Origin of the sequence: Enhygromyxa salina, assembly GCF_002994635.1 — a bacterium.
Lineage (GTDB): Bacteria > Myxococcota_A > Polyangia > Nannocystales > Nannocystaceae > Plesiocystis > Plesiocystis salina_B.
This window is the reverse complement of record NZ_PVNL01000079.1, coordinates 1-20,392: the sequence shown is the minus strand read 5'-3', so window position 1 is coordinate 20,392 and position 20,392 is coordinate 1. Positions and strand designations below refer to the sequence as shown.

Here is a 20,392-nt window from a genome sequence, read left to right as displayed (position 1 = left end):
GTGGGGCAAAAACCCGGTCCAACGGCCATGAGTGGTATGTTTTGGGCCCATGGCGAAGGCGCTGGCCGTCGAGATTCGGACGCTGCGTGACAGCGAGTTGCCGCAGGTTCATGACCTGGTCCTGGACGCGTCGGCGATCTACCCGACGCCGATCCGCCCATCGGTGGCGCAGCTCGGGGCGATGCTCGAGCGGCGCGGGGTCGACTGGGCGTCGAGCTTTGGGGCGTTCTCCGAGGGCCGCCTGATCGGCGCGACGATCACCGCGGTCGACGAGTGGCCGGCGCTGCACATGGGCGCGTACGCGATCGTGTCGGCGGTTCGCAAGGGTTGGCAGGGCAAGGGCGTGCTCTCGGCCTTGTTCGAGTGGCTGAGCCTGGCGCTGGATCGGCGCGAGGTCACCCAGATGCAGCTCGAGGTCCGGATCGACGACGCGCGAGCGCGCCGGGCCTACGAGCGGCTGGGCTTCGACGCCGAGCGCCACCTGTTTTGTTTCGAGCTCCCCCGACTGAGCCGGCCGCAACGGTTTCAGGAGAGGCTGGGCTTCGACGTGTACGAGGGCGACGCCGCTGCGGCCGCCGAGGCCGAGCGCGGCGAGCTGTGGACCAGCTTCTGGAGCCTGACCCCGGCGTGGACGGGCAGCACGTGGACGGTCAAGCGCAGCAAGTCGCGGGTCGTGTTCGAGGCCCGCTGGCAGCAAGAGGTCTGCGGCTACGCGGTGGTCGTGCCCGAGACCGCCGAGCTCGTGCAGATCGCGGTCGCGCCCGAGCACCGCCGCAAGGGCGTGGCGACTGAGCTCATCCGTGCGTGTCACCAGCGGGTGCACGGGCCCGCGCTGCATGTGCTCAACGTCGATGATGGGGCGGACCGGGGGGTGACGATCGGGTGTCTGCGCTCGCTCGGCGCGACGATGAGCGCGGTGCAGCTCGAGATGGTGCTGCACCGCGTGTCGTGAGGCTGCTAAAGTCACCGACGGGGTGCGAAGGACCGTAATGATTGCGCGGTTGGGTACGCATCCCGTCGGAATCGTTGAGGTTCTTCGTGGAGTGGTGTTCCGTTGGGTTCCCGACGAGAGCGTGCGGGTGCCCAAAGGCACCCAGCCTTAGGGTGCGTCTAGCGCTCAGCTATGGCAAAACGGCGTGCGTCGAATATGCGCGTCGATTTTCTCGCGCTCACTAGCGAGAAATGGGAGGTTTTTGGCCTCACTGTGCCATGTCTCGAGGGCGCGATCGCGGGCATCTCGCGCCCACGTCTGGACCTCAGTCGCAGCGACATGAATACCTCGGGCAAGGTTCTCGAACGACTCGATCCCGATCGCCCGGAAATCTCGTGTTCCGCCAAGCGAGAGCGCAAGGTCATCGCGCGGTAGGCGGGCGATGGTCGAAACCAAATCATAGGCGGGGCTCAGTCGTGGCGTTCGCCGGTCGCTATAAATGACACCCCAGTTCTTGAGATGGGCGTCGCCGTTGCCTGAGACGATCATGAACGCCAATCGCTCTACATACTCGCGAAGATCGTCGCGCGCGAGCGCAGCCAGCACACTGGCGAGCGCCTCGTAGCTCGCGTGATACTGCTCAGCGCCGGCGGGGAAGTCGAAGATCTGGCCAAAGTCTTCCACATGTATCGAACCTTCTGCGCTTCGATCGAAGCGTGACGCTAGAAACACTTGTCCGTCCCCAGTTGGGAGCGCCTCCGGCAGTTTGGCGAAATCCTGGATCGAGACCAATTGGGCCTGATGGGCTCGGATCCCGGCAGCCACCGCCCACTGAGTCGTCGAAAATTCGAGCGTTGGTAGACCAGGCATCCGTGGGTCGTCGAACTTGGCGATCCAACTACCTTGTTCACCGCCGACGGGAACGACGAGGCCACCCTCGCCGTCACGAAGGGAGAGCTTGAGCTGCGCGCCCGGAAGCGAGAACCCAGCGGCGTTCAGCAGAGGCTTGGCGGGGACACTTCGAGTCGCAGCGTCGGACACCCATTGTGTCGATGGAGCGAGGGTCACAGCGCCCGGGAGGTCGGCGCCAATCGCCAAGAGCAGCTCGAAAGGATCGGCGTCGGCCTCGTCGAGTCCGGCCACGCGTTGAAACAAGCGCCGCGAGGGGCCCTGCGGCAGCAAATGGTCGAACCAGCAAAACATGCCCGAGGTCTTTATCTCGTCGGGCATATGATCGAGGAAGACCTGCCCGAGAACCGGGCGATCGGGATCGTCGAGCCACTCGGGTGCGAACCCAAACACGTAGTCTTGCCATGTATCGTCGATGCGCTGAAAGGAACCGACCCGGCGGCCATGCACGTATACGCTCGCAGCCAGCATCGCTTCAGCCTGTTAGTTTGCGAATTGGTGGACGATCGCTCTCGTCGGGAGCGGCGCGGAGCTCGATGAGTCGGGCCAGGCGCGCGTCGAGGAACTCGACCCGTGCGCTGACAAAGGCGTCGGCGTCCCCACGACGCACGGCGTCGGCGGCGACTCCCTCGATAGCGAGGCTGTGAAGTACCTCTTCCGATGCGTCGCTGAGGTCATCCTGCGATTTGGGTAGGAATACACGCGCTGCGATCTCCGGGTTCGTCCCCGCCAGTGGACGGCGAAAGAACTCACCGATGTGCCGGTTTGGCTGCTCGAGCTGGGCGAGCCAGCCAAGTAACTCGACGACGGTCCAGGCCTGACCCGAGCCAGGATCGATCGGATGAGCAGCCAGCATGCATGCGGCATGAAGGCGCGTGCTGGCCGCCTGCCCGTTCCATTTCTCGATCGCTGACGGCACCTTACTCCGTTTTGGTACACGCGCGAGCAGGCGCTGGATGCTCTCGTGCTCGTCGTCGCCGATATCATCGAGGTGTGAAGCGACGTTGGCGTGGCTGCTGTTGCCATGAAGTTTTGCGAGCGCCCCACGCCAAATCCACCGGGTCAAGAGCGTCCGGCTGCGAGCAGCCGGTTTGGGGTAGCAATGAAAAAAACGAGCCAAAATGATTAGCGGAAAGCGGTAGGGTAAGACCGAGGCATGGAGGAACCCAACCTCATGCTGCAAAAAACGGATCGCGGCTCGCATCGAAGTGCTGGCATGGGCGAGCAGTTCATCAGGTGGTGGGCGATCTTCGGTAAACCGAAGCTTTGGGTTGAGCTCGGCGATGGCTTTGAGGCAGCGCAACAGCCACGCCTCGGGGAGCTGGCCAAATCCAGTCTCGTGGTTGAGCTCGGTAGCGAGCGCGGTGATCGGTTTGGACTCGCCCTCGCTCCCGAACAAGGCCTGGAAGACCTCAGGCTCATTGAGTGGCACGCCAGAGTGATTGACGCGACTGAAGATCAACCGCAGCGCGGGCTCGTCTGCGTTACGGACGATATACGCCGGTAGTTCGTAGCGAATGATCGTCTCTTCGATGCGAAACGCACGATCGACGATCTCATCGGTCTGTTCGCCATAGCTCGCGGCACGTGCCCAGTGCTGCAAGCGACGCCGCTCGCCGATGATATTGAGTGGGAGCCATCCCTCTTGCGAGACCGGCTGCTTGCGCAACACAGAGAAGCTGCCTTCGAGAAGGTTGAGCCATAGCGCATGCGTTCCGGCGAGCGGGGGCTCATCGGGATGAAGGAGCGCGCCGACGAGAGCGGTCACGCGCTGCTGGCCATCCACGATGAAGCGAGCATCCGCGCATGCGGGAGCGTCGACTCGAAGCGGGCCAAACGCCAACTGCTCGGCCGCGGCCTCGCGTTGCCACAGCAGCAGGCCCCCGATTGGGAAGCCGCGCAGGATGCTGTCGAACAGCTCCTCGACCTGCTTGACTTTCCAGCGCAGCCCCGTCTGGAAGGACGGGACCCGCAAGCGTCCAGCCTGAGCCTGGGCGAGGATGTCTCCGACAGTGAGAACCTCGGCCTTCGGCCGCGCCGGAAGCGTGGGGAGCTTCATGGGGCCAGTCTAGACCAGATGGGATTGCGGTCCACCGGAAGTGTAGCGGTGGGCGAGCAGGCACGCCTAGATGTAGGCTCTGCGCCTACACCTGATCTCGGCAACCTCGTCGTGACAGCAGCGGTGCCGATGACCAAGCGGCTCGCGTCGGTGCTCGGCAAATACACGGCGTCCTGAGAGCTGCCGCCGCAGCTCGCAGGACGCTCACGCGCTCAGTCCGTAAAATCGAACCGCCACCCACCTTCGGGCGACAAACCGATCTCCAGCCGCGGCGGGACCTCGCCCTCGGCCATGTACTCGAGCAGCGACTTCGCCAGCGCTGGCATCAGCGACGCCCGCAGCGTGTGGTCGACGTTCCGCGCCCCGGTGTCTGCGTCGGTGCACCGACGCACCAGCTCGTCGAGCAGCTCGTCGCTGAACGTGGCCTCGACTTCGTGGGTCTCCATCAACCGCCGCTGCAGCTTGCGCAGCTTCAAGATCGCGATCTCCCGCATGATCTCCGGCCCGATCGGCCGGAACGGCACCATCGTCATGCGAGCCAGCAGCGCCGGCTTGAAGTGCGCGCTCACGGTCGGCCGAATCGCCTCGGTGACGTCGGCGGTGCTGGGCGGCTCCTCCGCGTCATACATGCGCATGATCGTGTCCGAGGCCAGGTTCGAGGTCAGGATGATGATCGTGTTCTTGAAGTCGACGGTCCGACCCTCACCGTCGTTGAGCACGCCCTTGTCGAACACCTGATAGAACAGGTTCATGACGTCGGGATCGGCCTTCTCGCACTCGTCGAGCAAGACCACCGAGTAGGGCCGCTGACGGACGGCCTCGGTCAGCATGCCGCCCTCGCCAAACCCGACGTAGCCGGGCGGTGAGCCGATCAGCCGTGAGACCGTGTGCTTCTCCTGGAACTCCGACATGTTGATCGTCGTCATGAAGCGATCACCGCCGTAGAGCTGGTCAGCCAGGGCCAGCGCCATCTCGGTCTTCCCGACCCCGCTGGTGCCCACGAACAACAGCACGCCGATCGGCGTGTTTGGATCGCGGACCCCCGCGTACGACATCCGCACGGTCTCGGCGACCACGCCAACGGCGGGCTCTTGGCCCTTGACCCGGCCACCGAGCACGTCCTCGAGCGCGAGCACCGAGCCGATCGTGTCGGCCTTCATCTTGCCGACCGGGATCCCCGTCCAGTTGGCGACGACCTTGGACACCACGTCCGCGTCGCACTCGTGGTGAACCAGCGGATCACTGTCGCCACGGATCTCATCGAGGGTCTTGATCGCGGCCTCGACCTTGGCGCGCAGCGACGCGACGCTGTCCTCGCGCTCGGCGGCGGCGGCGGCCGCGTCGGGGGTCGCGATCGGTGGTGGCTCGTCGGGGTCGACCTCGCGCGCGTCGCCGTCCTTCGCGGCCCGCTCGGCCTCGGCCCGCTCGGCGACCCGCAGCAGCTCACACGCCTCGTTGAACGCCCGGACCGCGTCGCGCTCGGCGACCCAGCGCGCCGTCATCTCGCTGACCTGCTCCTTGACCGACTCGATGTCGCCGAGCAGCTGCGCGTAGCTGTCTTGATCGACCTCGATGTGCTCGGCGATGTCGCGCTCCAACGCGATCCGCCGCCGATCCATGGAGGCAAACTCCAGCTCGAGCGCCTCGACCTCCTGCGGCTTGGCGCCCTGCTCGACCTTGACCCGCGCGGCCGCGGTGTCGAGCAGATCCACGGCCTTGTCGGGCAGCTGCCGCCCAGAGATGTAGCGGCCCGACAGCTCGGCGGCCGCGACCACGGCCTCGTCGCGGATCGTGACCCCGTGGGTCTCTTCATACTTGCCGGCCAGCCCGCGCAGCATCACCACCGTGTCGGCGACGCTCGGCTCGTCGCACTTGACCGGCTGAAACCGCCGCTCGAGCGCAGGATCCTTCTCGAAGTACTTCTTGTACTCCGTCCACGTGGTGGCCGCGACGGTGCGCAGGTCACCGCGGGCGAGCGCAGGCTTGAGCAGGTTGGAGGCGTCGTTGCCCCCCTTGCTGCCGCCCGAGCCGATGATCGTGTGGGCCTCGTCGATGAACAGGATCATCGGCGTGGGCGAGGCCTTGACCTCGGAGATCACCGCCTTGAGCCGCTTCTCGAACTCACCCTTGACGCTCGCGCCCGCGTTGAGCAGGCCCATGTCGAGGTTGATGATGTCGGTGTTCTTGAGCAGATCCGGGACCTCGCCGTTGACGATGGCGAGCGCGAGCCCCTCGACCAGCGCGGTCTTGCCGACGCCCGGCTCACCCACGATGATCGGGTTGTTCTTGCGACGCCGCGCGAGGATGTCGATGATCTGCCGGATCTCACGGTGGCGGCCGAAGATCGGATCGATGCGACCCTCGCGGGCCTCCTTGGTCAGCGACACGGTGAACCGCCCGATCGCGCTGTCGGCCGAGGGCGAGCCCGCCTGCGAGGCCGGGACCGCGCCGCCACCGTCGCCCTGCACGGCGATCTCGTCCATCTCGTTGGAGTTGCGCACGATCGCGTCGAAGTCGCGACGCAGCACGTCGATGTCGATCGCCTCGATCTCCGGGAACTCCTCTGCGGTGTAGCGAGACGAGCGCTCGATGAACTGCAGCAACAGGTGACCCGTGCGCAGCTTGTTCACGCCGTACAAGAGCGAGGCCAGGGTCCACGAGTCTTCGATCCACTGAAACAGGCTCTCGGCGAACACCGGCCGCCCAGCGTTGCCGGTCTTCATGCCCTTGAGCGTCTTCTCCACCCGCCCGAGCAGCCGCAGCCGATCCTGATTGAAGAACTGCAGGATCTCGTTCGCGTCGGCGTCTTCTTGCCCAAGGATTCCGTAGAGCAGGTGCTCGGGGACGATCTCGTAGTACTGACCCTGCGCGGCCCGGCCGACGGCGGCTTCGAGCATCCCCGTGCAGATCGGGCTGAGGCGTTGGACGAGGACTTTTGGTTGGACGCGCATGCGGAGCTCCTGAGTGGTCGGGCGACGAGTGGGAGTGAAGGCAGGGCGAACGCCCGACCGGGGGCGTCGAGTGTGCCCGACCCGAGCGGTCGCGCTCAACAGTCGGTTTGGGTTTTTTCAGCCGATCACGGATCTGCTCGTGTCGGTCTGGCCTGCGGGTCTGGCTGATCGTTTGGACGTGACCGCGCGGCAGCGACCCCGCAGCGTCACCGCTCCGGTCCCATCACTGTCGGCCAGCGAGCTCGCTCAGCCAGTTTCGAACCTGGGCCGCGAGCTCGAGCACCGACTGTTGCCGGGCATCCATCGACTTCTCGAGTCCTCGCATGCAGATCCGCTCGAGCGCCAGCGGTACGTCGGCCACCCACTTGCTCGGGCGGCTCGGCGGCTCATGGGCGACCGCGTCCATGACCGAGAGCACGTCGTCACCCCGAAACGGCGGCCGACTGGTCAGGATCTCGTAGAGGATCGCCGCGAGCCCGTACACGTCGGTGCGCTGATCAATGAGATCGTTGAGCCCAAGCGCCTGCTCCGGGGCCATGTACGCCGGGGTCCCGAGCCGCTCCCCCGGCATCGTCGCGGTCACGGCCCCCAAGCTCGCGGGCGCACGCGCGCCGCAGCTGGCCGCGACCCGATCGCCTCGCGCGAGATCATCGGCATGCCCTACGCGCTTGGCCAGGCCCCAGTCGAGCACGACCACCTCACCAAAGTCCCCGACGATCACGTTGTCGCCCTTGAGATCGCGATGCACGACCCCCTTCGAGTGCGCGAACGCGATCGTGTTGCAGACGCTGCCAAAGTGCTCGAGCAGCTGAAAGAACGGCCCCGACAGCGTCGGCTCACCGAGCTCGACGCGACGCCTATGAAACGCCGAGATCACCTCGCTCAAGGTCCGCCCCTGAACAAAGCGCATGGTGTAGAAGCAGCGCGAGCCGTCCTGGTCGCAGCTGTAGTCGTACAGCGGCACGATCCCCGGATGCTCGAGCTGCCCGGTGATCTGCGCCTCGCGAAGAAAGTACGCGCAGTGATCCGGGTGCGACGCCTGATCGTGCCTGAGCCGCTTGAGCGCGACCTCGCGACACAGGACCTCGTCAAACGCCCGCCAGACCTCGCCGATGCCGCCCGAAGAGTGCAGCTGGGTCAGCTTGATCCGCTCGCAGACGGTCATCGACGCCTCGCTAGGCCGGTCGTCACCACCACCAGCTTCGTCGAGCGTCGTGAGGTCCTCGAAGGAGAGATCCAGATCGAGCTCCAGATCAAAGTCGAGCTCGAGCTCCTCGCTGCCGCGGGCCTCGACCGGAGCCGGGCCCGGCAGCGTCAACGTGGCCGCGTCCGCCTGCTGTCCGTCGGCCAGCGAGGCCTCGAGCAGCTTCTCGATGTGGGCCCGCTGCGCCGCCGTCAACCACCCGCGCTCGGCCAGCACGCTCGCCAGCGACCCCTGAGCGCGCGTCGCCCACGACGCGCAGGCCCGGGCGAACTGCTGCGCGTCAATGAAGTCGCACTGCAACGCGAGCGCTCCAAACCGCAGGTTGAGGTCGTTCGTCGCCGCCAAGGTGCCATTAACCCTGACGACATTTCGTGGGCTGCCAAACGCAGAAGCAAGGACCTGACGCTCAGCGCCAGCGAAGTGTCTGCGCTTGATCTCGTTGATCCCCGGCGATCTCGGCAGCGTTCGCCGGTCGCGCCAGTCGTCCGCTCCAAATTGCTGATATAACGGCGCTGGATGCGTCCAGGCGCTTGGCTGAGTTCCGTACTGCTGATGCTCGCGGGTTGTCTGCCGGACAATCCCAGCCTCGACACGGGTGAGACCGGGGACACCAACACCGACACCGGCCAAGACGTCGTCGAGACCGGGCTGCTCGGCTGCCCCAGCGGTGAGGCTTGTACGATCGTCGCCGTCAGCCAGACGCTCGACGATCGCGTGGACCTGTTCACGGCTGCGGGCGCGGGTCCTCGCTATCGCGGCTCGCTGGATCTGGACCTCGATCCCAACCTCGGCGGCGACATCAGCGGTGCGACCCTGGACGAACCCTACGGCCTGGCCTGGGACGGTGACGAGCTGCACGTGCTGCTTGGTCACCACCCCACCCGCGAGCTCGGCTCGCTGCTGAGCTTCCCCGCCGCCGGGCTGAGCGACTACGAAGCAGGCGCGCGGGTGTCCGTTGACGACTGGTTCAGCGGCGGTGAGGCGACCGGCCTGGGTGTGCGCGTGACCGGCTTGAGCCGGACCGAGCCGCTCTCGATGTTGCTCCATCCGGCCAGCGGCGACCTGCTGATCTCCGTGTTCGCGAATGATCTCATGGTCCCCGATGACATGTGGACCCAACCGAGCGAGCTGCTCGTGCTGACCCCAGGCGCGGCCGACGTTCAGGTCGCCGATCCGGGCTGCGCTGGCGCGTGGAGCATCACGGCGCTCGACACCGACGCCGACGCGGTCGCGCTCGCGTGCGACGCTGACGAGCGGGTCGCGATCTTCGACACCTCGTCGCTCGCCGCCCCCACCCTCACCTGCGTCGCTCAGATCCCGTTCATGAACAAGCGAGTGCGCTACCTCGCCGCCGATGGTCTCGGTGGGGTCGTCGTCGGCGAGCACCCGCAGATCGTCAGCTCCAGCGAGGACGCCCGCCTGTGGTGGTTTGACGGTGGTTGCCAGCTGCGGGGGTTCTCGGTCCTCGACGGCGACACCTCGTGGATCGTCCGCGCGCTCGCCCTGCTGCCCAGCGCCGGTCAACCCCGCTGGCTCCTCGCCCGCGCCGACTCGGATCAGCGCGGCGTGGTCGTGCTCGCCGGGGACACCGACGCGGGCTCGATCGCCCAGTGTGGCCGGCTAGACGGGCTCGACGAGGCCGGCCTGTGGATCGCCGCGGGTGGGCCCGAGCCGCTGCGACCGCACGCGCTCGCCCTCGACAGCGAAGGGGTTGGGCTCGCGATCGCGGCCGGCCCCGCCAACTACGCCAACGCCGGGCCGGGGTACGGCAGCGTGTGGTGGACGCAGCTCGACTATGCCGACGAGCCGTGTGACGCGGTCGCCCTCGCTCCGATCGAGCTCAGCGACTCCGCGCCGGCCGTGGATCCACAGCTGCCGCACACCTGGAGTCGCGCACCGGACGTGATCCACTTGATCGAGGTGCAGGGATGAAGCCGCGGATCCACCTGCCGGTCGTCCCGGAGTTCGGGCCGGAGCCCGAGCCCGACGACCCGCTCGAGCTGCTGCGAGGTGGCCGGTTCGCGCGGGCCTTCGCCCTCATGCTCGGGGTCTTGGGCTTGGTCTGGATGATCGCCCACGAGGTCCACGCCGAGTCGCCGGGCGCCGAGCTCGAGCTGGTCGAGAAGGTGCACACGGCCGTGCGCGGGACCCCACCGATGCCGCCGGTCGAAGACATCACCCCTGATCGGCCCGATCCCGACAGCGAGCCCAGCGCGGCGCCCCCGATGCCGCCGATTGAGGACATCACCCCCGAGCGCACGACCGACGACGGCGTCACCGTCGATCGCTTTGGCCAAAAGCGCACCGCCTCGGGCGCGCTGATCCTCGAGGACGGCGAGGCCGAGCTCGGGCTCCCGCAAGCCACGATCACCGCGCTCGACCAGGGCGGGTTCTTCGATCCCAGCGCCTTCGACGACGCCGAGAAGGTCAAGACCAAGGCGTACGTCCACCTCATGCCCGGCCTGCCCAACGAGGTCGTCTACGTTGGTCTGGGCCTGATCTTGCTGCTCTCGTTCGTGTTGTTCGAGCGCTACGGCAAGCGCAAGGATCCACGCGGAACCGGGGGCGGTGGCACCCGCGAGCAGCGACCCTACTGGCGGTTCGAGCTGACCCGATTCACGTGGCTGGGCCGCGCGATGAAGAGCCGGTGGTTTCAGCCGGCCGTGCAGCTGCCGGTCGTGATCGGCTTCCTCGCCGTGATCGTCGCCGGCCTGATCGGCAGCCAAGAGCCGGGCCGCAACATCGCCCCCGTGCTCACCTGGAACATCTGGTGGATCGGCCTGATCTTCGTTGTGATGTTCGCCGGCAACCTGTGGTGCTTCATGTGCCCGTGGACGGCGATCCCCGACTGGATCATGCGCCGCTCGCTGGTCGCGGTCCGCAAGATCAAGACCCTCGGCCTCAGCTACCCGCGGTTTCGCCTGTGGATGTGGCCAGCGATCGTGCTGTTCGCGTTCGTGACCTGGCTCGAGCTCGCCTACGACGCCGCCAACCGCCCGTGGCTGACCTCCATGTTTGCGATCTTCATGGTCGCGCTCGCGTGGCTGTGTCTGGTGCTGTTCGACCGCAAGGCCATGTGCCGCTACGTGTGCTTTGTCGGCCGGGTGTCGGGCCAGTACGCCACCATGGGCATGCTCGAGCTGCGGCGGCGCGACAACGCCGTGTGCCGCAGCTGCACCACCTCCGACTGCGTCCACGGGCGCGAGGGCGTGGGCTATGCGTGCCCCACCAGCGAGTACATGGGCGCGATGAACGACAACCAGTACTGCACGCTGTGCACGGAGTGCGTCAAGAGCTGCCCCCACGACAACATCGCGCTGAACGTGCGCAGCAGCGGCGCTGACTTGCTGCACCCGCACCGGGCCAAGATCGACGAGGCCTACATGGCGATCTTGGTGTTCATCGTCAGCGCGTTTCATGGCGCTTCGATGATCCCCGCGTGGAAGCAAGCCGAGACCCAGCTGCGCGGATGGCTGGTCGACAGTGATCTGCTCGGCACTGGCTCGCTGTTTAGCGGGAGCGACGGCGGGGTGCTGACCTTCACCTTGATGATGCTCGCGTGCATCGTGGGGCCCGGGGTGTGCTACTGGGGCCTGTGTGTGGGTATGCGGCTCGCTAGCGGGCGCCGCGACGTGTCGGTGCGCAAGCTGTTCATTCGGTTTGCGTATACGTTGCTGCCGATCGCGCTGTTTTATCACCTGGCCCACAACGCGACGCATGTGTTCTGGGAGTGGTCGAAGCTGCGGCGGTTGATCTCGGATCCGCTGGGCTGGGGTACGGATTATTTTGGTACCGCCCACGCGCCGCTGACCTCGCTGTGGACGCCGGAGACGATCTGGTATCTGCAGGTTGCGCTGATCGTGGTTGGGCATGCGTATGGGATCTTTGTCGCGCAGCGTGAGGCGTTTCGGGTGTATGATGGGGATCGCAAGGCGAGCTTTCGTGTGCACCTGGTGATGATCTTGGGGATGATCGCCATGAGCCTGCTTAGCTTGTGGTTGCTGGCCCAGCCGATGTACATGCGCACCGCGGACATCTGAGTCGTGCCGCGGCGCTGACGAAGGTGGTTCACGCGGTGCTCGGCGTGGCGCTGAACGATGCGGAGCCGCACGCCGAAAGCCTCGGCGTGACCCTCAGCGGCCCGCCCCTCCCGGGCCCACGTGCGCGCGCGCGAGGCCACCGTCGCGGTCGGCAACGGCTGCCTGACCGGGCGCGATCGTGCTCGTGAGCGAGGCAGCGGCCAAATGCTGCTCTGGGGTTCCCCGCGGCGGCACCTATCGGGTACACCGGATGCCAGGACTTTTGATGTCTGCGGCGACCGGCAACCCCAACGAGTTCGAGATCGACGGCGTGCGGTACACGTGGGACCGCGAGCGTGACCTGATGCTGATGAACGACATGCCGGTGGCGGCGCTCCTGGTCGAGAGCACGCTCGCTGGGATGATGTGGGGCGTCGAGCGCATGGTCGGGCGAGAGCGCTTCGAGCTGGCGATGCAGGCCGCGGGCCGCAGCAGCATCGAGGGCGAGTGGCTCACCTTCATTTCGCAGATGCCGGCGCCCGAGGTCGGCGTCGCGGTGCTTGGGAGTTTGACCCCGCTCGGCGGGCTCGGCCGCTGGCAGGTCGTGGAGTTCGACCACGCGCGCAAGTTCGCGGTGTTCCGGGTCACCGCCGGGTTCGAGCCGATCTATCAAAAGAGCCTGGGCGTCGAGTGGGGGTCTTCATTCCTCGCCGGCAAGTTCGCGGGGTACTGCACCAAGGCGTTCGGTACCCACTGCTGGGCCGAGCAGACGCGATTTAACGTGCGCGGCGACGAATTCGACGAGTTCGAGGTCCGCCCCTCCGACCGCAGCGTCGAGGATCGCCTCGACGCCATGCTGTTCACCGCGGAGTCGAGCGCGGTCGACCTCGCCGCCGCGCTCGAGCGGCTGCGCCGTGAGGTGGAAGAGCGCAGCGCGGTCGAAGCCCGTCTGCGCGAGGAGGCCGAGGTCCGCCGACGCGTCGAGGACGAGCTGCGTGGGAAGCTCGAGACGATCGAGCGCCAGGCCGAGGACATCCGAGCGTTGTCCACGCCGATCCTTCAGGTCTGGACCGGGGTGCTGACGGTGCCGGTGATCGGTCGCCTCGACAGCCAGCGCGCCGAGGCGCTGACGGAGGCGCTGTTGACCGCCGTGGTCGATCGGCGAGCTCGCACCGCGATCCTCGACCTGACCGGCGCCGAAGCGCTCGACGCCGCAGCGCTCAACTCATTGCTACGGCTCGCCCGCACGGTGAGCCTGCTCGGGGCGCGCTGCATGGTGTCCGGTATGTCGCCGCAGGCCGCCCGGATCGCCGTCGACCTCGGGATCGACCTCAGCGGACTGGCAGCCCACGCGACCCTGGAAGCGGCCCTCCACGCAGCCATACGAGCGATGGAGAACGCGTCGGGGGCCGGGGGACAGGTCACAAAGGACAGGTAGGAACGAATGCCCGCCGAGGATGATGGATGAAGCAGGACGGCAAGGAGTCCTGCGCGTGCCTGCATGGCGTTCTTGGTGCTCATCGTCAGCGCGTTTCATGGCGCTTCGCTGATCCCCGCGTGGAAGCAAGCCGAGACCCAGCTGCGCGGCTGGCTGGTCGACAGCGACCTGCTCGGCAGCGCTCAGGATCTCGCCCCGGTCCTGCTAGTCCGGCTTGCCGAGATATACGCAGAACTCGGGTGAAGAGAGCGCGCGTAGTTATCCGCGGTTAGGCCGTATGAGATGTGGCCACAAAAGAGCGCCATTCGCACTGGCGACGCCTGCGCGGCAAAGATCGCTCGCTCAATTCTCGACTATTGCGTTGGGTTTGGGCCAGGCGTCCGTCGCAGGCTCGTAGTGGGTCGGCGCCTCGCTGCCCCAGGTTTGATTGCCCTGTTCGTCGAAGCCGCGCTCCCAGATCTCGACAGCGTCGGCGTCCAGACGCATCTCGGTGATCATGTAGGCGTCGCCCGCGAACTCGCTCGCGCACTCGCCCGGCTTCGAGGCGCCGGTCCAGACTTGGTGCTCGTAGTCGCCCTCGCGGTGCAGGCTCAGCTTGCACCGCTCCCGGCCACGTTCGGGGTACGCGAGGTCGTCCGACCTGACATCAGGGCCACAGCTGCCGAGCCATTTCTCCGGGTGGGTCGGCTCGTAGAAGGTCACCAACACGTCACGCTCGTCCTTGCCCCGGTCCACAATGTAGATGAAATTGCCGCGGACCGGCGTCGACGTGCCAGCCTTTGTCACCGTGCTCCGCTCGCTATACAAATGATCCCCATAGCTCGCGCCGAGGGTCGGTTGGTAGCAATTCTCCATGGTGTCGAACGAGCCGTCGGCTCGTGGTCGACGGGATGAATCTTTGCGCCCGTCGAGCATGCCGTTGACCCACAGCGCACCATCGAAGCGCCCGTATGCGTCCCCCCCCGGGACAAAGCGGTGGCCGCAAGCACGCGGGACTCGTTCGTTTGGATCCTCGCTCGAATAGCGAGAGAGCCAAACGTCGTGCAAAATTAGCTGGTTGGTCGAGTCGATTTCGTAGCTACCCTCCCCGTCGATATCATGGGGATAGACGCCCGAGAAAGAGAACATCCTCAGCGCCTTGGTTGCCTCATCGACGTCGAATTTTCCGTTGTAGTCGTAGCGCGTCTCGAGCGGGACCATCGTGAGGCGAAAGCTCCCAGGCGCCCAAAATACCAGCTCGCGGATCGGGTTGAAGGGCTCGTACTCCGGCCCGCCGTCACAGGGGATTCGTGCGATCTCCTCCCACTCGCCGACGAGTGGCGAATTGGCGTACTTGGGGGCGGGGAGGTTGGAGAAGTCGGGCACCCGCCGCCAGGAAACGGGCCACTCCTGGTACACGACGACGGCCACGACGACAGCGGTTGTGACGGCGAGCGCCAGTGACAGTCGGGTGGTCGTATTCATGCGGTGGCCAAGCTGGTGAGTCAGGTAGAAGCATCGAGGGTGATGAACTCGGTAGCGAACATCGCCCCACGAATGGGGTACGGCCCGGACCCGAGCCGCGATGGACCGGTGCGAAATAGCGGCATGAACGGGGTCTGGCCGGGCAGCGGCTCGGCCGGACCCAGGTAGTCCTGCCAGGACGCCTCGATGAGGTAGCGGCCGGGCTTGGGCGCGCGCCAGCGCAGGCGCAGCTCGAAGCGAGCGTTGGGTCGCAGCAGCAACGCGGGGGACTCGGGCTCCGTTCGCGGGGGGATCGGCAGCTCGAAGTATATCGCCGGGTCGGCGTCGGGGCACTGGGCATCAAGCTCGCCCACGCGTACGCGCAGCCGAGGCGGCTGCCCCGGAGCAACCGACAGCAGCGGATCGCTCAGCACGACGTGACCCAGCCCGCGCGCGCGCAGCCTCAACGTGATCGACACCGCCAGGGGATCGTCGGGCTCGGACGCGAGCTCGAGTTCGAGCGTCGCCGTGCTCGCGGCGGTCTTACACGCGCGCATCATCGCTTTGTCGAGTAGTCGCCACAGCGGCGCGATCGCCTCGAGGAAGTTGCCGCTGGCGGTCGAGAAGCCCCGCGAGATCTGCTTGGTCCCACACTCGTAGTTGATCCTCAACGTTGGGGCGCCGTAGTAGCCGCCCGCAGGCCGCGGCAGATCCAACCATGGCGTGGTGTCGATCGTGCGGCGCAGCGCGTCGAGCTCCGCGAGCTCGAGGCGAGCTTGAAACAGGCCAATGGCCTCGCCCGACCGGTCATCCATGCTGCGAGCCATGGCCAGCAGCACCAGACCGTCCGCTTCGAAGGCCGGCGGTACAAAGCCGGTGACGTCGTCACTGTCGGGGTCGATCGTGGGCGCGACGAAACCAGTGACGTCGCTGCGAATCCGCAGCCACGTCGTCCATTCGCGCAGTTCGAGCTGGTCCTCGTCGGGAGAGAGCGTGTCCATCGGGCGACCGCGGGTCGCCGTCAGATCGAGGATGAATGGGGGCTCGTGCTTGCTCATTGGACCTTGAAGTTGAACATGAAGGGCACGCCGAGCGCCTCGCGGGCGGCGAGACCGAACGCGAGGGTCACGGTGCCAAAGTAGCGCGAGCGGACGGTCCTCCCCCCGCCCATGAGTCCGTCATGGTCGATCCCCGCGGTGGCGCCATCGCCATTGACCGTGGGATCCACAGTTCCGGCTCCGGGGTACTCGTCGGGGTTGCCGAGGTGATGGCCAAACTCGTGGGCGGCGGTGTCGTCGTCCATGTCCCAGCGCCAGGCCGAATCGTTGGCGCGCGCGCTGTTGGCCGCAACGACGATCACTCCCCGCTCCTTGACGAGGACCTCTTCAAAGTCCGCCCGACAGAACAGCTGATGGCTGCAGCAGGCCGTCTCGGCGTGGCAGGTCACTCGCTTGAGCTTAAATTTCTCAGACCATGCGTTCTCGATGGCTGCAACCCAGGCGGCGAGTTTCGCAGGCAGCTCCGCAACATTGGTCGCGGGCCAATCGGTCGGCACCGGGTCAGGCCACGGCATCTTGCCATACTGCGTCTTGACCTCACCGTTTTCCCGCCACACGGCAAAACCCAGGCACCGGGTCCCGATCGGGCTCGCCCAGAGCATGGGCACATTGAGCCAGGCGTTTCCATCCCAGTAGTAGAGATCGCCGGCCTTGGCAGCGCCCTTGAGAGGCTCTTCCCCGCGCCGCTTCTTCGCGTACCACCAATTGCGGTGCCCATTGATCTTCCCGCCGATGCGCCCCCTCATATCGTCAACGAAATCGGTGAGATCGACGATGTAGTACATCCAGCCGCGCACAAACGGGATCGTCCCGCCAATGTAGCCCGCCCCGTTCTCCATCCACACCGAGAAACGCCCGAAGCCACTCTTATATCGGTAGGCCGGCAGCTCGGTCAGAAATTTCAGCTGCACCGGTACGGGTGTGCGATGTCCGGCCAGCGTCGCCACGATCGGGCGCTCGGACTCGAGCGTGTCGCCGACGCTGCGGGGAAGCAGCCCCTGGATTGTCACGGGCACCGAGAATGTCAGGCCCGTGCCGAGCTGCGACTGGGTCGCGTTGAGTTCGGAACCGTCGACTCCGTCCCCAAGCACGAGCCGCTCGGTCCTGTCCGCGCCGGAGCGGTCAAAGCCACCAACAAGCTGGGTCGCCACGCTGCACCACACTTCTGGCTTGGACCAGGCGATCCCGATCAACGCGCGCTCGTCTTCGGGCTGATCGGGCTTGGACGCGGGGCTGGGCGGCGGCGGCTTGCGTGGTGGCACCAGCGGCGGCACCTCGTGGGGATTGACCGTGATCGGCTGGTTGGAGCGCTTGGCGCTGCGGCCCGACGAAGCCCCGCCACCGCCGCCGGGACGTCCGTCATCGGCCACGTCGGCGTAGACCGGGGTATAGAGATCGAAGTCCCCGATCTTGCCGGGCGACAAGGCCGACGACGACTCGCCCCCGGAGTTGAGTCGGATCATCGGACCGACAATGTCGATACCCGCGTGACTAATCGTGATGAAGCTGTCACCGACCTTGAGATCGAGGTGATTGTTGCTCTCAATCACGACCCGCTCGCCGGCCTGCATACTCAACAACTCACTACCGGACAACACCAAGTTGTTGGCCGCGTGACCGCTGGTCCCACTCACACCGACGGTCAAATTGACCATGTTGAGCGCGGCATCTTCGGCGTTGTATTTATGATTGGCGAGGCGCTCGAACACATCGCCCCTGACGTGGTGTTGCTCCTCTCCCGTTAGTTCGTAGCGGCTCCCCTCCACGCGCTCGTTGAGGTTGTGTCGGATCATGCTGTTGAAGTCGCCGCTGTCCGTCTCGCCGTCGCCGGCCGGGCCGACGTGGAGCTCCTTGTTGGCGCCGACCGTCTCGTAGGCGGCCGTGCGCACGCGGGTGTCCATGCGCCGCTGGGCGTGCACGAAGATCTGCTCCCGGCCCTTGGCGTCCTCGACCATGAGTTCGTTGAAGCCGTCACCGCCCGGCGTCGAGCTCGACTTGAAGGTCGAGCGGCTGAGCTCGGTCGGCAGCGGACGCGGTGGGGCGTTCTCGCCGTTGTAGACGCAGCCAGTGATCAGCGGGCAGTCGGGGTTGCCGTCGACGAACGAGACCACAACCTCCATGCCGACCCGCGGGATCACCATCGCTCCGTAGCCAGGCCCCGCCCATACTTGCGCGACGCGGATCCAGCAGCTGCTCTGCTCGTCTGACCCAGCGCGACGGTCCGCGTGAAAGCGCACGCGCACGCGGCCGAGCGCGTCGGTGTGGACTTCGTCGTCGCCAGGGCCAACGACCACACCGGTCTGGACACCATGGACCCGGGGCTTGAGCGTGCGCAGGGCTGGACGAAACGGCGTGGCCCGCGGCACGCACTCGAATCGATTGGCGTATGTGTAGCTGGCCGGCTGCCCATCCTCGCGCTTGGCCTGATGGACGACGCCGATCAGCAACAGCTCGGACTCGAGCGGAGCGCGGGGCTCGGCGAGCTCGAATACTCCACCCGCCGCGAAGCCAGTCGCGTTGCTGTGACCGCGACCGACGTTGCCGTCGACCACCAAGCCTTGCAGCAACACCCGGGCCTGACGACCGCGCTGATCCAACCCGGATCCGTCGAAGGTTTGAGCCTCGGGATCATTGACGGGATCGTCAATGATCTGGCGGCGCTCACCATCGAGCGCGAATTTGCGAACGTCGGGGTTGTGGTGCTCAAAGGCCTCCGCGATGCCCTCGTCGACGCGCCTTGGCAGCTTGTAGTTGTACCCGCGGGTCAGGACGCGGTTCGGTGTTCGACGACCGCGCCAGTCGAGACGCAGGAGGCTCTCGTGGTCGAGCTCGTCGGGCGCGTGCGACACGATCGTCAGGGGCTCGGGGGCCAGCAGCTCGACGGCGGCGTAGGCCTCGTTGTTGTCGACGAGGACCATGAGTTCGCGCTGACCGCCGGAGTCTGGCACGAACACATAAGCGATGCCCTCTTCCTCCATCAAGCGGCTGCAAAAGTCGAAGGTCGACTCGCGAAACTGCACGCAGTAATCCCGCCGATCATAGCTGCCGGCAATCCGGGACTCGAAGTCGACCCTGCGGCCGTACCGAGCGAGTCCTTCTCCCAGACGCTCGGCGAGGATCTCGAGCGCCGTCTGGCCCGCGTGAAAGCGGGTGTCGACTTCCTGTTCGAGTAGCCGAAACGCGGGTGCGAGCCGGAGTCGGACCCTGACGCCCTGGTGTTCGGGCGCACCGAGGACTGAGACCTCGACCTCGACCTCGACGATCACTCCATAGCAGATACGGCTGAGGCCGCCGCGCTCAATCAACAGCTCGGCGTCGGCTCCGAGCGCAGCCTCGAAGTCCGCGCCCGCGTCTTCGCAGAACAACGCGAGTTCGAACTCGAACGGCCGGGCAAGCGCCTCCTCGCCGCGCAGCTCCATCACATGCCAGGGCAGATCGGGTCCGTTTGGGCACCACAGCTCAACGTGAACGGGATGCAGGCGCTTCGCCGCGTCGTCGCTGGTGGTCATCACGACCGAGCTTGCCAGCTCCCGTGCCTCGAACACAACCTCGAGGGCACGCCGCCTTCGCTCACCACCGAGATGGCGGTCCGAACCCGAGGCCGCGGATCCACCTGGACCTGCGATTCTGCGGATATTTGCTGCTCTATCCGTCTTTCTAGCGATTGAGTGATTCCTGCCCAAAGGTCCTGTGCCTACATATTCGCCCAACTGGACAACTGAGCAGGTTCATCTTGGGCCGAGGTCGCGCCCGAGGTTGACCCGAGGCAGAAAGTCGACATACGACAGCGGGCTTGAAGCGCACAGTTCTAGCCGACCGCCCCCGAGGTGAACAACCCGACCGCGCCGCTTCGCTTGCGTGCACGTCTCATCTCGTCCGCTGCCCGGCGCCGCCGAGCGAAGCAAAGATCGAGACGGGTGGACGTCTGATCGGGCGAGTACTGGCCGCGGCATGTTGCGTGGGAGCGCTGTGTTGTACATTGTCGGAGACACGCCACGTGGACCCAGGGCTCGCAGCGCGTACTCTATGGCGCTCGATCAGCATCGGAGCACCATAGAGTACACTCATCTTCGAGATGGCTGTGTGCCCGCCGACTTCATGGATCACAATGAAAAACCTCGACGCAGCCGACCCCGCGGACTACTGGGATCAACGCTTTCGTCTGGTAGAAGAACCAGCAGGTTTGCGAGTCATTAGTGCCGGCAGGGACGGTGAGTTTGGCACGGAGGATGACCTGCTGAGCGATGCTGTGGTGGAGGCGAAGTTCTGTCAGAGGGAAGAACCAGGATGAGGGTACGCTCCACGAGAGGATGTTCAGCGGCAAGCTTCTCGAGGAGTTTCGAGTTGAAGTTGTCGCCAAGCCGCCACCACCACCACCAC

Annotated in this window: 13 protein-coding genes; 5 read left to right on the top strand and 8 right to left on the bottom strand. The window is 66.1% G+C overall.

Features of this window, described 5'->3' with window-relative positions:
* Nucleotides 1-49: 49 nt before the first annotated feature.
* A complete protein-coding gene (locus tag ENSA7_RS20535; protein ID WP_106091016.1) occupies nucleotides 50-952 on the top strand; it encodes a GNAT family N-acetyltransferase in 903 nt (300 codons plus the stop codon).
* Between the two features lie 165 nt (nucleotides 953-1,117).
* On the opposite strand, the gene ENSA7_RS20530 is transcribed toward ENSA7_RS20535, so the two are convergent.
* From ENSA7_RS20530 to ENSA7_RS20515, 4 genes are all read right to left on the bottom strand, one after another.
* On the bottom strand, nucleotides 1,118-2,311 hold the full coding sequence (locus tag ENSA7_RS20530) for a type II toxin-antitoxin system HipA family toxin (protein WP_106091015.1): 1,194 nt from the start codon (nucleotides 2,309-2,311) through the stop codon (nucleotides 1,118-1,120).
* 4 nt (nucleotides 2,312-2,315) lie between these two features.
* Entirely contained in the window at nucleotides 2,316-3,899 is a 1,584-nt protein-coding gene (locus ENSA7_RS20525) for a DUF262 domain-containing protein (RefSeq protein WP_106091014.1), read from the bottom strand.
* Between the two features lie 212 nt (nucleotides 3,900-4,111).
* Complete coding sequence (gene tssH / locus ENSA7_RS20520) at nucleotides 4,112-6,850, bottom strand: type VI secretion system ATPase TssH (protein ID WP_106091013.1); 2,739 nt, start codon at nucleotides 6,848-6,850, stop codon at nucleotides 4,112-4,114.
* Between the two features lie 223 nt (nucleotides 6,851-7,073).
* Nucleotides 7,074-8,399: a serine/threonine-protein kinase gene (locus tag ENSA7_RS20515; RefSeq protein ID WP_181233943.1), complete on the bottom strand. Its 1,326-nt coding sequence runs from the start codon at nucleotides 8,397-8,399 to the stop codon at nucleotides 7,074-7,076.
* 207 nt (nucleotides 8,400-8,606) lie between these two features.
* Here ENSA7_RS20515 and ENSA7_RS20510 point away from each other — a divergent pair, with 207 nt between their 5' ends.
* From ENSA7_RS20510 to ENSA7_RS43965, 4 genes are all read left to right on the top strand, one after another.
* The gene (locus ENSA7_RS20510; protein WP_181233942.1) at nucleotides 8,607-9,986 is read left to right on the top strand and encodes a hypothetical protein; all 1,380 of its coding nucleotides are present in this window, start codon (nucleotides 8,607-8,609) and stop codon (nucleotides 9,984-9,986) included.
* The gene (locus tag ENSA7_RS20505; RefSeq protein ID WP_106091010.1) at nucleotides 9,983-12,094 is read left to right on the top strand and encodes a 4Fe-4S binding protein; all 2,112 of its coding nucleotides are present in this window, start codon (nucleotides 9,983-9,985) and stop codon (nucleotides 12,092-12,094) included. The genes ENSA7_RS20510 and ENSA7_RS20505 overlap by 4 nt, the downstream gene beginning before the upstream one ends.
* Before the next feature lie 265 nt (nucleotides 12,095-12,359).
* Nucleotides 12,360-13,511 (top strand): STAS domain-containing protein, encoded by a 1,152-nt coding sequence (locus ENSA7_RS20500; protein ID WP_181233941.1) that lies wholly within the window; start codon nucleotides 12,360-12,362, stop codon nucleotides 13,509-13,511.
* Between the two features lie 75 nt (nucleotides 13,512-13,586).
* Nucleotides 13,587-13,754, top strand: a complete 168-nt coding sequence (locus tag ENSA7_RS43965; RefSeq protein ID WP_181233940.1) for a hypothetical protein — start codon at nucleotides 13,587-13,589, stop codon at nucleotides 13,752-13,754.
* 99 nt (nucleotides 13,755-13,853) lie between these two features.
* Here ENSA7_RS43965 and ENSA7_RS20490 read toward each other — a convergent pair whose 3' ends face one another.
* The 4 genes from ENSA7_RS20490 to ENSA7_RS45065 all read right to left on the bottom strand — a co-directional run.
* A complete protein-coding gene (locus tag ENSA7_RS20490; protein WP_106091007.1) occupies nucleotides 13,854-14,975 on the bottom strand; it encodes a CpcT/CpeT family chromophore lyase in 1,122 nt (373 codons plus the stop codon).
* Between the two features lie 20 nt (nucleotides 14,976-14,995).
* Nucleotides 14,996-16,012: a hypothetical protein gene (locus ENSA7_RS20485; protein ID WP_106091006.1), complete on the bottom strand. Its 1,017-nt coding sequence runs from the start codon at nucleotides 16,010-16,012 to the stop codon at nucleotides 14,996-14,998.
* Nucleotides 16,009-19,695: a type VI secretion system Vgr family protein gene (locus ENSA7_RS20480; RefSeq protein WP_146157925.1), complete on the bottom strand. Its 3,687-nt coding sequence runs from the start codon at nucleotides 19,693-19,695 to the stop codon at nucleotides 16,009-16,011. Before ENSA7_RS20480 ends, ENSA7_RS20485 begins: the two co-directional genes overlap by 4 nt.
* A gap of 413 nt (nucleotides 19,696-20,108) precedes the next feature.
* On the bottom strand, nucleotides 20,109-20,392 hold a 284-nt coding region (locus tag ENSA7_RS45065; protein WP_219908021.1), incomplete at its 5' end, for a hypothetical protein.